Genomic DNA, 15,257 nt, shown 5'->3' with positions numbered 1-15,257 from the left:
CCTCGGGGACTCGCGCGTCAAGAATCGTCGGTTTCAGGAATCCTGTTTCAGCGCCAAGCCGTCGATGGCCGCCCAGCGCGTCCAGCCCAGCTCCCTTGCCCGTTCCGGCGTCATCCCGCCCAGGGCGATGACCGGCATTTCCGCCAGCGCGGCCAGGGCGTGGAACCGTTCGGCCCCCAGCGGCTGGACATTGGGATGGGTGCGGGTGGCGAAGACCGGCGACAGCATCACCGCATCGGCGCCCGCGGCATTGGCGTGGGCGATTTCGTGCGCATCGTGCGCCGCCGCGATCCGCAGCAGGTCGGGGGCATCCCCCACCGCCTCGGGCGGACCATAGCTGCCGGCCGCGCCCCACGCCTTGGCCTCGTCGTCGCTGCCTGACAGGATCGCAAGGTGCCCGCCGTCTGCGATGAGCGGAACGAGTTCGTCGAACCGCGCCCGGCGGCTGCGCGGGTCGAGGTGGTAGTGGCGAAAGACAAAGGCCGATCCCGGCGGCAAGGCCCGCAGCGCGCGGGGCAGCAGTTCATCGTTGCGCGCGTCGGACAGGAGCCACAGGTCCGGCAATGCGGGGGCGAGCGGGCTGCGGCCTGTTGATGGCTGGCGCATGACCATGACGACGCTATAGCGCGCATCCGTGATGAATGCAGCCTTGCCCCTGGAGGAAGTCCACCGCCGCATCGCCCACGCGTGCAAGATCGCACGGCGCGAGCCGGAGGAGATAACGCTGGTCGCGGTCAGCAAGACCCGGCCGGCGCAAGCGATCGTGCCTCTGATCGAAGCCGGGCAGACCGTTTTCGGAGAAAACCGCGTGCAGGAAGCGGACGCCAAGTGGCCGGAACTGCGCGAGCGGTTTTCCGGTCTCGCCCTCCATCTGGTCGGGCAACTCCAGTCCAACAAGGCGGAAGACGCCGCGCGGCTGTTCGATTGCATCCATTCGCTCGACCGACCGAGCCTGGTCGCGGCGCTGGGCAAGGCGTTCGACAAGCTGGGGCGCCGGGTGCCGTGCTTCGTCCAGGTCGACGTGGGGGAGGAACCGCAGAAAGGGGGCTGCCCGGTCGCAGAAGTTCCCGCCCTGCTGCAAGCCGCGCGCCATGCCGTTATCCCGGTGGCGGGGCTGATGGCGGTGCCGCCGGCGGGCATCGAGCCTGCCCCGTTCTTTGCCCTGCTCGACAAGATCGCCGCGGACAACGGCCTTGCCGGCCGCAGCATGGGGATGAGCGGGGATTACGAAACGGCCATCATGCTGGGGGCAACGCACGTGCGCATCGGCACGGCCCTGTTCGGCGCCAGGGCGTGATCCCCAGGGGTCAGGCCGGGGCGGCTTCCGGGCCTTCGGCGACGCGGCGTTCGGCGCGTTCGCGTTCGGATTTCTTCCGGTCGGCCAGGACGCGCTGCGCCTGATCGGCAAGCGCGCGCCAGGTTTTCGCGGCGCGCAGGTTCCGTTCCCGGACATTGTCCAGCGTCGCTGCATCGGCGGCTTCCGCGGCCTCGCGCGCGCGGGCGTCGTAGAATTCGAAAGTCTGGCTCATAAGTGGGCTGCCTCGCTGCTGAGGGATGGGGAATGCGCCCTCCCCCGCACGGCAGGGAAGGGCGCGGTGAGGCATCAGTCGGCGGGCGTCAGGTTGACTGCGCTGGCCTTGCCATTGCGGCCGGTCTCTACTTCGTAGTTGAGACGCTGGTCCTTATCGAGCGAGTTCATGCCGGCGGCCTGCACAGCCGTGATGTGCACGAAGCTGTCGCCCGAGTTGTCGTCGGGCTGGATGAAACCATAGCCCTTGTCGATATTGAAGAACTTGACGGTTCCGGTCTTGGTCATGCGGGTTTCCTTTCAAGAAACGCTCTGGTTGCCTGGGCGCGAAAGTGCGCGCGGGCCGTGCGTCGGGTCGTCAAATGAAAGGAAGTCGTCGTCTGGTTTTCGCGGCCTTTTTTTACCGGGCAGCGGTCGTCAAAATCCGAAGTCCGTCGCAAAATTCGACGTCAGCGCCGTTGCACTAGCATGACGTGCCGGAAATAGCGAATTATTCGGATGCGGGGCTTGGCCCGGCCGCACCGGCGGTTTCCAGTTCGGCCTGCCGTTCGTCGCTCGCCGCATCGAGCAGCGCGGCTTCGATGGCCTTGAACCGTGCGGGTTCGGTGACTTTGCCGCCCGCCGTTTCGGTCACGTAGAACGTATCGGCCGCGCGTTCGCCGTAATTGGTGATATGGGCGCTGAAGACCACCAGCCCGCTGTCGTACAGCGCCCGCGCCAACCGGTTGAGCAAGGCCGCCCGGTCGCGGGCGTTGACTTCGATGACCGTGAACCGGTTGGACGCGCGGTTATCGAACGTGACTACGGGGCGGACGTCGAATGCCCGCGCGCGGCTGTGCGGCAGCGGCCTGCGGGCAAGTTCCGGCACCAGCGCCACGCGGTTGGCCAGCGCTTCGGCCACCGCGTGTTCGATCCGGGCAAGCTGCGCCGGTTCGCTGAAGGGCGCGCCGTGCGGGTCCTGCACCAGGAAATTGTCTACCGCCCACCCGCTTCGCGTGGTGTGGATGCGCGCATCGATGATGTTGGCTCCGGCAAGGTGGATGCCGCCCGCGATGCGGTAGAACAGGCCGGGGTTGTCCGCCGCGATCACCGTCACCAGCGTCGCCCCGCGCGCCGGATAGACTTCGCAATGGACCGACACCTTCGCCGCATCTTCGTGCGCGGTGCCGTACTGCATGATGTTGAGCGCGATGATGTCTTCGGGCTCCGCGATCCAGTACGAATCGTCGAAGCGGTCGGCGTAGAGGCGCAGCAGGCCGGCCTTGTCGCCCAGCGCCTCTTCCACCGCGGCCTTTTTCGCCGCGACCATGGCGCTGCGGCCGTGCTTCATGTGGCCGAGGCGGAGGCGCTCCATCGCCGCATCGCTGAGGTCGCCGAGCAGCTGGCCTTTCCAGCTGTTCCAGGTGCCCGGTCCGACGGCGCGGATATCGACCGCCGTCAGGATCAGCAGGTGGCGCAGGCGCTCCACGCTTTGCACCTCGGCGACGAAATCCTCGATCGTCTTGGGGTCGGTCAGGTCGCGCTTGAAGGCGGTGCGGCTCATCAACAGATGCTGGCGCACCAGCCACGCCACCAGCGCGGTCTCCCCTTCGTCCAGGCCGAACCGCGGGCACAGTTCCTCCGCCACTTCGCCCCCCAGCAGCGAATGATCGCCGCCGCGCCCCTTGGCAATGTCGTGGAGCAGGGCGGCGACGTAGGCGACCCGGCGGCTCGCCACCTTGTGGATCAGCGCGGACGCGCGCGGGTGGTCGGCGGTGAGTTCGCCTTTCTCGATGCGGCTGAGCAGGCCGATCGCGCGGATCGTGTGTTCGTCCACCGTGTAGTGGTGGTACATGTCGAACTGCATCTGCGCGTTCACGCGGGCGAAGTCGGGCACGAAGCGGCCGAAGACGCCGGCCTCGTTCATCCAGCGCAGCACCGTTTCCGGGTCGTTGCGGCCCGCAAGGAGGTCGAGGAACAGGGCATTGGCGCGCGGGTCGGCGCGCACTTCGGCGCGGATCAGGCCGGCATCGCGCGCGACCTGGCGCATGGTTTCCGGATGGATCTCCAGCCCGTTCGCCTCGGCCAGCTGGAACACCTCGATCAGCCGCACGGGGTCCTGCGCGAACCAGTCGTCCGACGGCGCGGCGAGGCGTCCGCCGAATACGCGATAGCCCTTCAATGCGCGGGCCCGCGGGGTGAAGCTCGCCAGCAGGCCCTTGCGCGCCCGGTTGCGGGCGAACTGTTCGTCGATGTGCGCAAGGAACACCCCGGTCAGCGCGCCGACGCTTTTCGCCTGGAGGAAGTAGAACTGCATGAAGCGCTCGACCGCGCTCTTGCCCGGGCGGTCGGCGAATTTCATGCGCGCCGCCACCGCCCGCTGCAGGTCGAAGGTCAGCCGGTCCTCTGCCCGGCCGGTGATCGTGTGGAGATGGCAGCGCACCGCCAGCATGAACCCTTCCGCGCGGCGGAACGTGCGGTATTCGGCGCGCGTGAACAGGCCCACGTCGACCAGTTCGGCCGCCACGCGCACCTTGTGGATGTACTTGCCGATCCAGTAGAGCGTCTGGAGATCGCGCAAGCCCCCCTTGCCGTCCTTGACGTTGGGTTCCACGACATAGCGGCTGTCGCCCATGCGCTTGTGCCGCGCGTTGCGCTCGACAAGCTTTTCCGCGACGAACTGCCGTTCGGTGCCGCGCATGACTTCGTCGGCAAGGCGGCGCGTCACCTCGTCGTGCAACGGCTGGTCGCCCCAGACGTAGCGGCTTTCCAGCAGCGCGGTACGGATGGTGAGGTCGCCGCGCGCCATGCGGATCGTATCGTCGACCGACCGGCTCGAATGACCGACCTTGAGGCCCAGGTCCCACAGGTAATAGAGGATCGCCTCGATCACCTGTTCGCACCACGGCGCATTGCGGGTGGGGTGGATGAAGGCAATGTCGACGTCGGAATGCGGCGCCATCTCCGCCCGGCCGTAACCGCCCACCGCCATCAGCGCGAGCCGTTCGCCGGTCGAGCGGTTGGCCGTGGGATAGACGTCCGCCACCACGTGATCGTGAATGGCGCGCACGACCTGGTCGATCAGGAACGAATGCCCCCCGGTAATCTCGTGGCCGGCGGACGGTTTCTCCTCCAGCCGCCGGTCGAGTTCCGCCCGCCCGGCTTCGAGCGCCGCCTTCAGCGCGGCGACGATCGCCGGCCGCGCGGCGGTGCCGCCCTGCGCCGCCAGGCCCGCGATTTCCTCGGCAAGGGCGCGGCGATCGATGATCGCGCGCTGGTTGGGGATGCGCGGTGCGCTCAACGCGCCTCGGCCATGTTCGCATAGCGGGTGCGGAGCGCGCGCTTGTCGATCTTCTCCGTGCCCAGCCGGGGCAGCGCTTCGGTCGCGTGCCAGATGTGCTGCGGTATCTTGAACGCCGCCAGCCGCCCGGTCAGGAATTCGCGCAGATCGTCGGGCTCCACGTGCCGCCCCTCCTTGGCGACATAGACCGCCGCCGGGATTTCGCCGAAGCGTTCGTCAGGCAGCCCGAAGACCGAACATTCCGCGACATCGGGATGCGCGTAGATTTCCTGCTCCACCTCGAGGCAGCTGATGTTCTCGCCGCCGCGAATGATGATGTCCTTCTTGCGGTCCACGATGAACAGGTATTCGTCCTCGTCGAGATAGCCGAGGTCGCCGGTGCGGAACCAGCCGTCGTCGGTATAGGCTTCGCGCGTGGCGTCGTCGTTCTTCCAGTAGCCGTTGAAGTTGGCCACGCTGCGGAAGGAAACCTCGCCCGTCGCGCCCTGCCCCACCGGCTTGCCCGCGTCGTCCAGGATCGCGATCTCCACGATGGGGCGGCTGGCGCGCCCCGTGCTGCCCGGCTTCGCCAGGTAGTTTTCGTTGAAGTTGCCGCAGCCGACCGCGTTGGTTTCCGTGAGGCCGTAGCCGAGCAGGGGAAAGCTGTCGGGGAATGCATCCTTGATCCGGTCTACGTGCTCGACCGGCCTTGGGGCCCCGCCCGCGGCGAAGCTCTTGCAAGCGGACAGGTCGTAATCGCCGCGGTTGGGATGAGTGGCGATTTCGTAGCTCATCAGGGGGACCCCGACGAAATACGTCACCCCCTCCTCCTCCATCAGCCGCATCGCCTGTTCCGCATCCCATTTGGGAATGAGCACCAGCTTGCGATTGATGGCGAAGCTCTGGAGGAACAGGGGGATTTCGCCGGTCACGTGGAACAGCGGCACGGCCACCAGCGCGCACGGCTGGGTGGCGCCCACGTCCTCTCCCCGGCTCTGCATCAGCAGCGCGGCCATCGCGCTCTGTGCCACGTAGCTCATGGTTCCGTGCACGACCGACCGGTGATCGCTCCACGCGCCCTTGGCGCTGCCGGTGGAGCCCGAGGTGTAGAGCATCGTCGCCACATCGTCCGGCCCCAGTTCCGGCAGGGTTGCCGCATCGGGATCGCCCCACACCTCGCCGAGCCCTTCGGATGGATCGCCGCCATGGCCGAATACGATCACCCGGGCCCCGTGGTCCGTCCCTTCCAGCCGCGCGGCGCGCGGTGCATCCGCGAGGATCAGCTTGCATTCGGCGATCGCGACGCCGTGCGCGAGCTCCTCCCCGGTCCAGAATCCGTTGAGCAGGGTGGCGCATCCGCCCGCCATTACCGTGCCCATGTAGGCGACGATCCAGTTGATCGAATTGCGCGCGGCGATGCCGATTCGATCCCCCTTCTGCACACCATGCCGGCTGACGAGCCCGGCCGCGACGGCGCGGGCGGCGGCATACGTCTCCCCGAATGTCAGCCGGGTATCGCCGTCCACCAGGAACGGATTGTCGCGGTGCTCCGCACAATAATGGGCAAGATAGTGGGCCAGGCTGGGCGGCGCATTCCTGAACGCGGCCATCTGCACGCCGCGGCGTTCGATCGGCGTGGTCTCGAACGGCTGACCGGGTGCGGTCATCGCATCCATGATCCGGTCAAGCGCAGCGTCGAGTTCGGTAGCCATCGGGTATCGGTCCTCTCTTCCAAGTTCGGGGTGGCATTGCGCCCACCCGCGTTTTCCGCCCGGCTTTCACTTGCCCCCGCGCTATGGCAAGAGCCGCGCGCGGACCGGCACCGATGCGGGATCGGACCAAGGGTAAGGATCATTCGTGCTGCTGTCACTACTGGCGGAAACCGCGCAGAACGCGGGACAATTCATCCATTTCGAAGACCTTGGCCTGCGCAAGGGGATCGATCTGGGGTTCTTCGAACTCCGGTTCTATTCGCTCGCCTATCTCGCCGGGATCGTCCTCGGCTACTGGCATCTGACGAAGATGATCAAGGCGCCCGGCAGCCCGATGGCGCAGCGCCACGCCGACGATCTGTTCTTCTATTGCACGATCGGCATCATCCTGGGCGGTCGGCTGGGTTACGCACTGTTCTACAGCCCGGATTTCTACCTGCTGCGCAACCCGCTCGAATTCTTCAAGCTGTGGGAAGGCGGAATGAGCTTCCATGGCGGGGTGCTGGGCGTGCTGGCCGCCATCGCCTGGGTATGCTGGCGGGGTGGGATCAGTTTCCTGCGCACGGCGGACTACATCGCCGTCAACGTACCGTTCGGCATGATGTTCGGGCGGCTCGCGAACTTCATCAATGGGGAGCTGTGGGGCCGGCAGACCGACGTGTCGTGGGCGATGATCTTTCCCGAAGACCCGCTGCAGCTCGCCCGCCATCCCAGCCAGCTGTACCAGGCCGGTCTCGAAGGCGCGGTGATGGTGGCGGTGATGCTGTACCTGTTCTGGCGCACACGGGCGCGCTGGCGGCCGGGCCTGCTGGTGGGCGTATTTACCGCCGGGATCGGGCTTGCCCGCTTTACCACGGAATTCTTCCGCGAACCCGATGCGCAGCTTGCCGAACTGGCGCGCAGCACGGGCCTCAGCATGGGCCAGTGGCTGACCATTCCGCTGATCGTGCTGGGCCTGGCGATCGCCGCCCGTGCGCTGATGCGCCCCCCGATTGGCAGCGCGGCCCCGCAACCCGCGGCTGCGTGACCACCCGGCATGGGTGAAGGCACGACGCCGCTGGGCGAGACTTTCCGCCGGTTGATCCGCACCACCGGGCCCATCAGCGTGGCCCACTTCATGGCGGAATCGAACGCGCGGTATTACACCAGCCGCGACCCGCTGGGCGCGGGCGGCGATTTCGTCACTGCACCTGAAGTCAGCCAGATGTTCGGCGAGCTGATCGGATTGTGGCTGGCCGACTTGTGGGTCAGGGCCGGCGCGCCCGAACCCGTCGCCTTTGTCGAACTGGGCCCCGGCCGCGGCACGCTCGCGCGCGATGCGCTGCGCACGATGGCGCGTTATCGCCTCGAACCCGATATTCACTTCGTCGAAAGCTCGCCCGCGCTTCGCGCCGTGCAGGCCGAAGCCGTATCCCGGGCCCGGTTCCATGACGATCTCATGTCCCTGCCCGGGGACCGGCCGCTCCTGGTGGTCGGCAACGAATTCCTCGACGCGCTGCCGGTGCGCCAGCTCGTCCGCGCTGCCGAAGGGTGGCGCGAACGCATGATCGACCTCGACGGCGAAAGGTTCGTGCACGTCAGCGGCCGTGCGCCGATGGATGCCGCGGTCCCGCCCGACTGGCGCGATGCGCGGCAGGGAACGATCATCGAAACGTCCCCCGCCGCCGCTGCGATCATGCAGGAACTGGCCGCGCGTATCGCCGCCCAGGGTGGCGCCGCGCTGCTGATCGATTATGGCCACACCGACCGGCGCGGGGGATCGACGCTGCAGGCCGTGAAGGCGCACCGCAAGGTCGATCCGTTCGCATCCCCTGGCGAAGCGGACCTCACCGCGCACGTCGATTTCGCGACCCTCGCAAGCGTGGCGCAGGCGCACGGCGCGCGCTGGATGGGCACGGCCACGCAGGGCGCGTGGCTGCGCACGCTGGGCATTGAGACCCGCGCCGAAGCGCTTGCGCTAAGCGCGCCGCACCAGCGCGCCGCGCTGTCGGCCGCGCGCGACCGCTTGATCGCACAGGACCAGATGGGCGCGCTGTTCAAGGTGATGGGAATCGGCAGCCCGGACTGGCCGCAAGGCGTGGGCTTCGACCCGGAAGGGGGCGCGCCGGCCCCCTGAACGTGAACCCGCGCGTCAGCTACGGATGGAAGACTGCGGGACCTCGACATCGACGGCGAGGCCGCCCTGCTCGAAACGGCGGTCCATCTGTCCGCCGAGCTGGCCTTCGATCGCGCTTTTCACCAGGCGCGAACCGAACCCTTCGGCGCCCGGCGTCATGCCGACCGACGCGCCCTGTTCCAGCCAGCAGATCCGCACGGTGTCCCCCACGGTCTCGCACGCGATCGCGACCTTGCCATGCTCCACCGACAGCGCGCCGTACTTCGCCGCGTTGGTCGCCAGTTCGTGGAACACCAGCGCCAGGGGCGTCGCGGCACGGGGCCCGATCTGGCAGTCCTCCCCGCTGATCCGGATCCTGTCTGCGTCTGTCGCATAGGGAGCCATGAGCTCGTGCAGCAGGCCGATCAGGCTGTCGCCTTTGACCCCTTCGACCGGACGGACAAAGTCGTGGGCCCGGCCCAGCGCCCGGATGGTGGAGTTCAGCTCGTCGGCGAAGGTCGCCAGTTCCGGGCGCTGCCGCGCGCGCAGCGAGATCAGGCTGGCGATAACGGCGAAGATGTTCTTGATCCGGTGCGAAAGCTCCCGCGCCAGCAGGTCGCGGCTTTCCGACAGGCGCTGCCCGTCGTCGATATCGGTCAGCGTGCCGTACCACCGCGTCAGGTTCTTCATCACGTCGCGTTGCGGAATCCCGCGCGCCAGGGTCCAGCGCCAGGTGCCGTCAGCATGACGCAACCTGTAACTGCTTTCGAACCGCCGCCCCTCGCCGAAGGACGCACACCATGCAGCGAAAGTGGCTTCCGCATCGTCGGGATGGATCAGCGGGCGCCATTCTTCCGCCGTCCGGGGGCCGGCGACGCCGGTAACCTCCGACCAGCGCCGGTTGAAATAGTCGAAATGCCCTTCGGCATCCGCCGTCCAGATGATGGCCGGCAACATATCGGCCACTTCGCGCATGGCGCGGGCGCTGGAATTCGCCTGGCTCAGCGCCGCCCGTTGCTGGCGGATCGCGTGGAGCCGCCGCATCGCCGCACGGGCCAGCAATTGCAGCCCGTCGCGCTGCAGGGGGGTGAGGCCCGCCGGCCGCGGCACGGTGTCGATCACGCACAAGGCCCCGAGAGGCGCGCCTTCGCGCGAGATCAACGGAGCGCCGGCGTAGAACCGGATGTGCGGATCGCCGATGACGAGCGGATTGTCGGCGAACCGCGGATCGGCGGCAGCATCGGCGACCTGCATGGGCTCGGCCCCCATCATCGCATGCGCGCAGAAGCTTTCCGATCGCGACGTCTCGCGCACGTCGATGCCGCTGCGCCCGGCGAACTGCTGGGTTTCGGCCATGACCAGCGACACGAGCCCGATCGGCGCATCGCACAGGCGGGCGGCGAACTGCGCGATCTCCGAAAGCTCTGGATCGCCGGCAGCACCCAGCGTCCTTGCGCCATGCGCTTCCAGCACCGTCAGGCGCGCATCCTCGCCGCGAAAGGCTTCCGCTGGCGGAACCCCGGTGGGCCAAGCTGTAGGATCGGATGTAGGCATATTGCGACGCGGCCAATGATACGGCAATTCCGCAATTGTTCAAATACTTTGCGGAGGAAAATTAACCTCGGCGCAAATAGCTGGTATGGAAGGATTTGCTAGGCGCCGCACCGCTCGTCTATGCGCCACGGGGCTAGATGGAGAGACCCTTTGCGCGCGACCCCCGATTTCGATTTCCAGCTTGGCGAGAGCGCCGAAATGATTCGCGAGGCAGCCGCCCGCTTCGCCGACGAACAGGTTGCCCCGCTTGCCGAACGCGCCGACCGCGAAGACTGGTTCCCGCGCGAACTGTGGGAGCCGATGGGCGCACTAGGGCTGCACGGCATAACGGTCGATGAAGCCGACGGCGGCCTTGGCCTGGGCTATCTGGAGCATGTCATCGCGGTGGAGGAGATCAGCCGCGCCTCGGCCAGCGTAGGCCTGAGCTACGGCGCGCATTCCAACTTGTGCATCAACCAGATCCGTCGCTGGGGCAATCCGGAGCAGAAGGCGAAATACCTGCCCCGGCTGATTTCCGGCGAACATGTCGGCAGCCTGGCGATGTCCGAAGCGTCCGCCGGATCGGATGTCGTGTCGATGAAGCTGAAGGCGGACGCGGTGGCCGGCGGCTACGTGCTCAACGGCACCAAGTTCTGGATCACGAACGCGACTCACGCCGATACGCTGGTGGTCTATGCCAGGACCGACGGCGCCGCGGGGAGCCGGGGGATCACGGCCTTCCTGATCGAGAAGGGCATGCCCGGCTTTTCCATCGGCCAGAAGATCGACAAGATGGGCATGCGCGGCAGCCCCACCGCCGAACTCGTGTTCGAAGACTGCGAAGTTCCGGAAGAGAACGTCATGGGCCCGGTAAACGGCGGGGTCGGCGTGCTGATGAGCGGCCTCGATTACGAACGCGTGGTTCTTGCCGGCCTTCAGCTCGGGATCATGCAGGCGTGCCTCGACACGGTCATCCCCTACGTCCGCGAGCGCAAGCAGTTCGGCAAGCCGATCGGCGCCTTCCAGCTTATCCAGGCCAAGGTGGCCGACATGTATGTCGCGCTGCAATCGGCGCGGGCGTACACTTACGCCGTCGCCAGGAGTTGCGATGCGGGCCAGACCACCCGCTTCGACGCCGCCGGCGCCATCCTGCTGGCGAGCGAAAACGCGTTCCGCGTGGCGGGCGAGGCGGTCCAGGCCCTGGGCGGCGCGGGTTACACCAGGGACTGGCCGGTGGAACGCTACCTGCGCGACGCCAAGCTGCTCGACATCGGGGCGGGCACCAACGAAATTCGCCGGATGCTGATCGGCCGCGAGCTGATCGGCGCGGGTGGATGAGCGCGGTGGAACGCTGGCGGGCGCAATGCGACCCGCGCGAGCTGCCGGCCATCGACGCGCTAAGGGCCATTGCCCTGGAAGCCGGCCCCGGCCTGGTCGAAAGCATCAAATGGAACGCGCCCAGCTTCGCGCAAGACGGCGAGGACCGGATCACCCTCGGTATGGAACGGAAGGGCGGCGTGCGGGCGGTATTGCATCGCGGTGCGGCAAGAACTGACAGCCATTTCCTCTTCGAAGACGAGGCGAGGCTCGCGGCCTGGCCCGCGCCCGACCGCGGCGTGGTGAAATTCGCAGACGCGGCAACGGTGGAGCGGCGGCGCGGCGAAGTGACCGACTTGTTCACACGCTGGCTCGAGGCTGCCGGATGATCGGCGCGTCCGGAACAAGGCGGTTGGCAAAGTTTCAGCAGGCCACTGACAACAAGGGCCGAAGCAGAAGCAACCTGGGAGACGCCGAATGAGCGGCGCGGAAAATACCGTTCCCCCGGTCGAGGCGGGGTCCGCGCCGCCGCTGGAGCGCCAGCGGGGGTTCCTTGGCTTCGTGGAGCGGGTCGGCAACCTGCTGCCGGATCCGACGATCATCTTCATCTACCTGATCTTCGCGCTGATGCTGATTTCGGCCCTGGGTGCGGCGATGGGATGGTCCGCATCGCTCCCTTATCCGGGCGAAGAAGCGCCGGAGTTCGCCACGCTGGAAAACGGAGTGCTGACCTACACCGCGTCGAGCCTCTTTTCCGAAGCGAACATCACCCGCCTGTTCACGGAAATGCCGCGAACGTTCGCCGGGTTCGCGCCGCTGGGCCTCGTCCTCACGATTATGATGGGCGCCGCGGTGGCAGAGCGGTCCGGCATGTTCTCGGCCCTCATCCGCCTGTCGCTCCGCAATGCGAAGCGCGCGCTGCTGACGCCCATCGTGGCAATCGTGGGCATGGTTTCGCACCACGCATCGGACGCGGCCTACGTGGTGTTCATCCCGCTGGCCGCGATCATCTTCGCCGTGGCCGGGCGTCACCCCCTGGCCGGGCTCGCCGCGGCATTCGCGGCGGTATCCGGCGGGTATGCCGGCAACCTGATGCCCGGCCAGATCGACGTGCTGCTGTTCGGTTTTACCCAGGAAGCGGCGCGGATCGTGGATCCCGACTGGACGATGAACCCGCTCGGCAACTGGTACTTCATCGCCGCGATCGTCGCCCTGTTCACGCCGGTGATCTGGTTCGTGACGGACCGCGTGGTGGAGCCGCGCCTCGGCACCTGGAACGGCATCATCGACGCGGAACTCCGCGCCGACCTCGACAAGACCGAGGTGACGGCGGTGGAGCGCAAGGGTCTGCGCCGTGCGGGCCTCGTCGCCCTGCTCCTCGCAGGCGGTTTCGCCGCGCTCGCCCTGTGGCCGGGCTACACCCCCTTCATCAACGAGGATGCCGTTGGCACCGCTGCCCTCCAGCCGCTCTACGCATCGCTCATCGCGTTCTTTTTCCTGCTGTTCCTGCTCACCGGCACCGCATTCGGACGCGCCGCGGGCACGGTCAACGGTGCTTCCGACGTGATGGAGATGATGCAGCACGGGGTGCGGACGATGGCACCGTACCTGGTCTTCGTGTTCTTCGCGGCGCATTTCGTGGCGATGTTCAACTGGTCAGGCATCGGGCCGATCATTGCGATCAACGGCGCGGCCGCCCTCGCCGCGATGGAACTGCCCGCCGCGATCCTCCTCGTCAGCGTGCTGCTGCTGTCTTCGGTGCTGGACCTGTTCATTGGCTCCGCATCGGCCAAGTGGAGCGCGCTTTCCCCGGTGGTGGTGCCGATGTTCATGCTGCTCGGCATCAGCCCGGAAATGACCACAGCGGCTTACCGCATGGGGGACAGCTACACCAATATCATGACACCGCTGATGAGCTATTTCCCGCTGATCCTGGTGTTCAGCCAGCGATGGGACCGGACGATGGGGGTTGGCTCGCTGCTGGCCCTGATGCTGCCTTACGCACTCACCTTCATGGTCGTGGGTATTTGCATGACGGTCGGCTGGGTCATGCTCGATCTTCCTCTGGGGCCAGGCGCCCAGGTCTATCTCGACACGCCAGTGGGGACCGCACAGTGACCGCTCCGACGATTACCTCGAAACTCGACCGCGACAGCGCGGAAGCGAAGGCGTGCAGCGCCCACAACCGCGCCCTTGCCGACGATCTGCGTTCGCGCGTCGCAGCCGCCGCGCTGGGCGGGCCCGAAAAGCACCGCGAACGCCATGTTGCGCGGGGCAAGCTGCTGCCGCGCGAGCGGGTGGAGCGGCTGCTCGACCCCGGTGCGCCGTTCCTCGAGATCGGGCAGCTGGCGGCCAACGGCATGTACGAAGGCGACGTCTCGGGCGCGTCGATGATCTGCGGCATCGGCCGGGTCAGCGGCCGGCAGGTCATGATCGTTGCCAACGATCCCACCGTGAAGGGTGGCAGCTATTACCCGATGACGGTGAAGAAGCATCTCCGCGCGCAGGAAATCGCGCAGCAGAACCGTTTGCCGTGCGTGTACCTGGTCGACAGCGGCGGGGCCAATCTTCCTTACCAGGCCGAAGTATTCCCCGACCGGGAGCACTTCGGGCGCATATTCTTCAACCAGGCGAACATGAGCGCGCAGGGCATCCCGCAGATTGCCTGCGTGATGGGCAGCTGCACCGCGGGCGGGGCCTATGTCCCGGCGATGAGCGATGAGACGGTGATCGTGCGCGAACAGGGCACGATCTTCCTCGCCGGGCCGCCACTGGTGAAAGCCGCGACGGGCGAGGAGATCAGCGCGGAAGACCTGGGCGGCGGCGATCTCCACGCCCGGAAGTCCGGCGTGGTCGATCACCTTGCCGACAACGACGAACACGCGCTGACGATCGTACGCGACATCGTTTCGCACCTCGGTTCGCCGTTCGGATCAGGGGGGGTCCAGAACCGCGGGCTCGGCAGCGTTTCGACCACGCTCGACCCGGAAGGGCTGAAGGACCCGCGGCCCCCGAAGTTCGATCCGGAGGATCTTTACGCAACGATCCCCGAAGATGTCCGCGCACCGTACGATGTCCACGAAGTCATCGCCCGGATCGTCGACGGTAGCGAATTCCACGAATTCAAGGCGCTGTACGGCTCCACCCTGGTGTGCGGCTTCGCGCACATCTGGGGCATGCCCGTGGCGATCCTTGCCAACAACGGCGTGCTGTTTTCGGAAAGCGCGCAGAAGGGGGCCCATTTCATCGAGCTGGCCTGCCAGCGGCGCATTCCGCTGCTGTTTCTTCAGAACATCTCGGGCTTCATGGTCGGCGGCAAGTACGAAGCGGAAGGTATCGCCAAGCACGGAGCCAAGCTGGTCACCGCGGTCGCGACGGCCACCGTGCCCAAGATCACGGTCGTCATTGGCGGCAGTTTCGGGGCGGGCAATTACGGGATGTGCGGGCGGGCCTACTCCCCCCGTTTCCTGTTCACCTGGCCCAACGCGCGGATCAGCGTGATGGGCGGGGAACAAGCGGCAAGCGTGCTTGCCACCGTTCACCGCGATTCCGACCACTGGACCGCGGAACAGGCCGAACAGTTCAAGGCCCCGATCCGCCAGAAGTACGAGGACGAGGGCAATCCATATTACGCCACCGCCCGCCTGTGGGACGATGGCGTGATCGATCCGGCGCAGACGCGCGATGTCCTGGGCCTGGCGTTTGCCGCCACCATGGAAGCACCCATTCCGGAACGGCCTGCGTTCGGCGTGTTCCGCATGTAGCCCGGCGGGCCGGCAAAGCAGCAGAATCTACATCTCGCTCGCCGGGCGA

13 protein-coding genes are annotated in these 15,257 nt (G+C 67.0%); 7 read left to right on the top strand and 6 right to left on the bottom strand.

The genetic code is table 11. The annotated features are described in order from the left end of the window. Positions 1–33: 33 nt before the first annotated feature. The gene (locus tag GRI40_RS10670; protein ID WP_160611580.1) at positions 34–606 is read right to left on the bottom strand and encodes a thiamine phosphate synthase; all 573 of its coding nucleotides are present in this window, start codon (positions 604–606) and stop codon (positions 34–36) included. A gap of 31 nt (positions 607–637) precedes the next feature. Here GRI40_RS10670 and GRI40_RS10665 point away from each other — a divergent pair, with 31 nt between their 5' ends. Further along, positions 638–1,297, top strand: a complete 660-nt coding sequence (locus GRI40_RS10665; protein WP_160612049.1) for a YggS family pyridoxal phosphate-dependent enzyme — start codon at positions 638–640, stop codon at positions 1,295–1,297. A gap of 10 nt (positions 1,298–1,307) precedes the next feature. Here GRI40_RS10665 and GRI40_RS10660 read toward each other — a convergent pair whose 3' ends face one another. The 4 genes from GRI40_RS10660 to GRI40_RS10645 form a co-directional block, all read right to left on the bottom strand. Further along, positions 1,308–1,529, bottom strand: coding sequence for a hypothetical protein (locus GRI40_RS10660; RefSeq protein WP_160611579.1), 222 nt, complete (start codon positions 1,527–1,529; stop codon positions 1,308–1,310). Positions 1,530–1,603: 74 nt separating this feature from the next. Continuing rightward, the gene (locus tag GRI40_RS10655) at positions 1,604–1,816 is read right to left on the bottom strand and encodes a cold-shock protein (RefSeq protein WP_160611578.1); all 213 of its coding nucleotides are present in this window, start codon (positions 1,814–1,816) and stop codon (positions 1,604–1,606) included. Positions 1,817–2,018: 202 nt separating this feature from the next. After that, complete coding sequence (locus GRI40_RS10650) at positions 2,019–4,808, bottom strand: [protein-PII] uridylyltransferase (RefSeq protein WP_160611577.1); 2,790 nt, start codon at positions 4,806–4,808, stop codon at positions 2,019–2,021. Beyond that, the gene (locus GRI40_RS10645) at positions 4,805–6,499 is read right to left on the bottom strand and encodes a class I adenylate-forming enzyme family protein (RefSeq protein WP_160611576.1); all 1,695 of its coding nucleotides are present in this window, start codon (positions 6,497–6,499) and stop codon (positions 4,805–4,807) included. Before GRI40_RS10645 ends, GRI40_RS10650 begins: the two co-directional genes overlap by 4 nt. Before the next feature lie 145 nt (positions 6,500–6,644). Here GRI40_RS10645 and lgt point away from each other — a divergent pair, with 145 nt between their 5' ends. Beyond that, the gene (gene lgt / locus GRI40_RS10640) at positions 6,645–7,526 is read left to right on the top strand and encodes a prolipoprotein diacylglyceryl transferase (protein WP_420006874.1); all 882 of its coding nucleotides are present in this window, start codon (positions 6,645–6,647) and stop codon (positions 7,524–7,526) included. 9 nt (positions 7,527–7,535) lie between these two features. Then, the gene (locus GRI40_RS10635) at positions 7,536–8,615 is read left to right on the top strand and encodes a class I SAM-dependent methyltransferase (RefSeq protein ID WP_160611575.1); all 1,080 of its coding nucleotides are present in this window, start codon (positions 7,536–7,538) and stop codon (positions 8,613–8,615) included. A 15-nt stretch (positions 8,616–8,630) separates the two neighbouring features. Here GRI40_RS10635 and GRI40_RS10630 read toward each other — a convergent pair whose 3' ends face one another. After that, on the bottom strand, positions 8,631–10,148 hold the full coding sequence (locus tag GRI40_RS10630; RefSeq protein ID WP_160611574.1) for a sensor histidine kinase: 1,518 nt from the start codon (positions 10,146–10,148) through the stop codon (positions 8,631–8,633). 150 nt (positions 10,149–10,298) lie between these two features. On the opposite strand from GRI40_RS10630, the gene GRI40_RS10625 reads away from it, so the two are divergent. The 4 genes from GRI40_RS10625 to GRI40_RS10610 all read left to right on the top strand — a co-directional run bounded on the left by GRI40_RS10625 (position 10,299) and on the right by GRI40_RS10610 (position 15,208). Next, the gene (locus GRI40_RS10625; RefSeq protein ID WP_160611573.1) at positions 10,299–11,465 is read left to right on the top strand and encodes an isovaleryl-CoA dehydrogenase; all 1,167 of its coding nucleotides are present in this window, start codon (positions 10,299–10,301) and stop codon (positions 11,463–11,465) included. Then, positions 11,462–11,833: a DUF1801 domain-containing protein gene (locus GRI40_RS10620; RefSeq protein ID WP_160611572.1), complete on the top strand. Its 372-nt coding sequence runs from the start codon at positions 11,462–11,464 to the stop codon at positions 11,831–11,833. The genes GRI40_RS10625 and GRI40_RS10620 overlap by 4 nt, the downstream gene beginning before the upstream one ends. 88 nt (positions 11,834–11,921) lie before the next feature. After that, positions 11,922–13,562 (top strand): AbgT family transporter, encoded by a 1,641-nt coding sequence (locus tag GRI40_RS10615; protein WP_160611571.1) that lies wholly within the window; start codon positions 11,922–11,924, stop codon positions 13,560–13,562. Then, complete coding sequence (locus GRI40_RS10610) at positions 13,559–15,208, top strand: carboxyl transferase domain-containing protein (protein WP_160611570.1); 1,650 nt, start codon at positions 13,559–13,561, stop codon at positions 15,206–15,208. Before GRI40_RS10615 ends, GRI40_RS10610 begins: the two co-directional genes overlap by 4 nt. Positions 15,209–15,257 lie beyond the last annotated feature (49 nt).

The sequence above is a fragment of the Tsuneonella aeria genome (assembly GCF_009827495.1).
Classification (GTDB): domain Bacteria; phylum Pseudomonadota; class Alphaproteobacteria; order Sphingomonadales; family Sphingomonadaceae; genus Tsuneonella; species Tsuneonella aeria.
The sequence above is the reverse complement of the archived record's forward strand: the minus strand, read 5'-3'. Positions and strand labels throughout refer to the sequence as shown.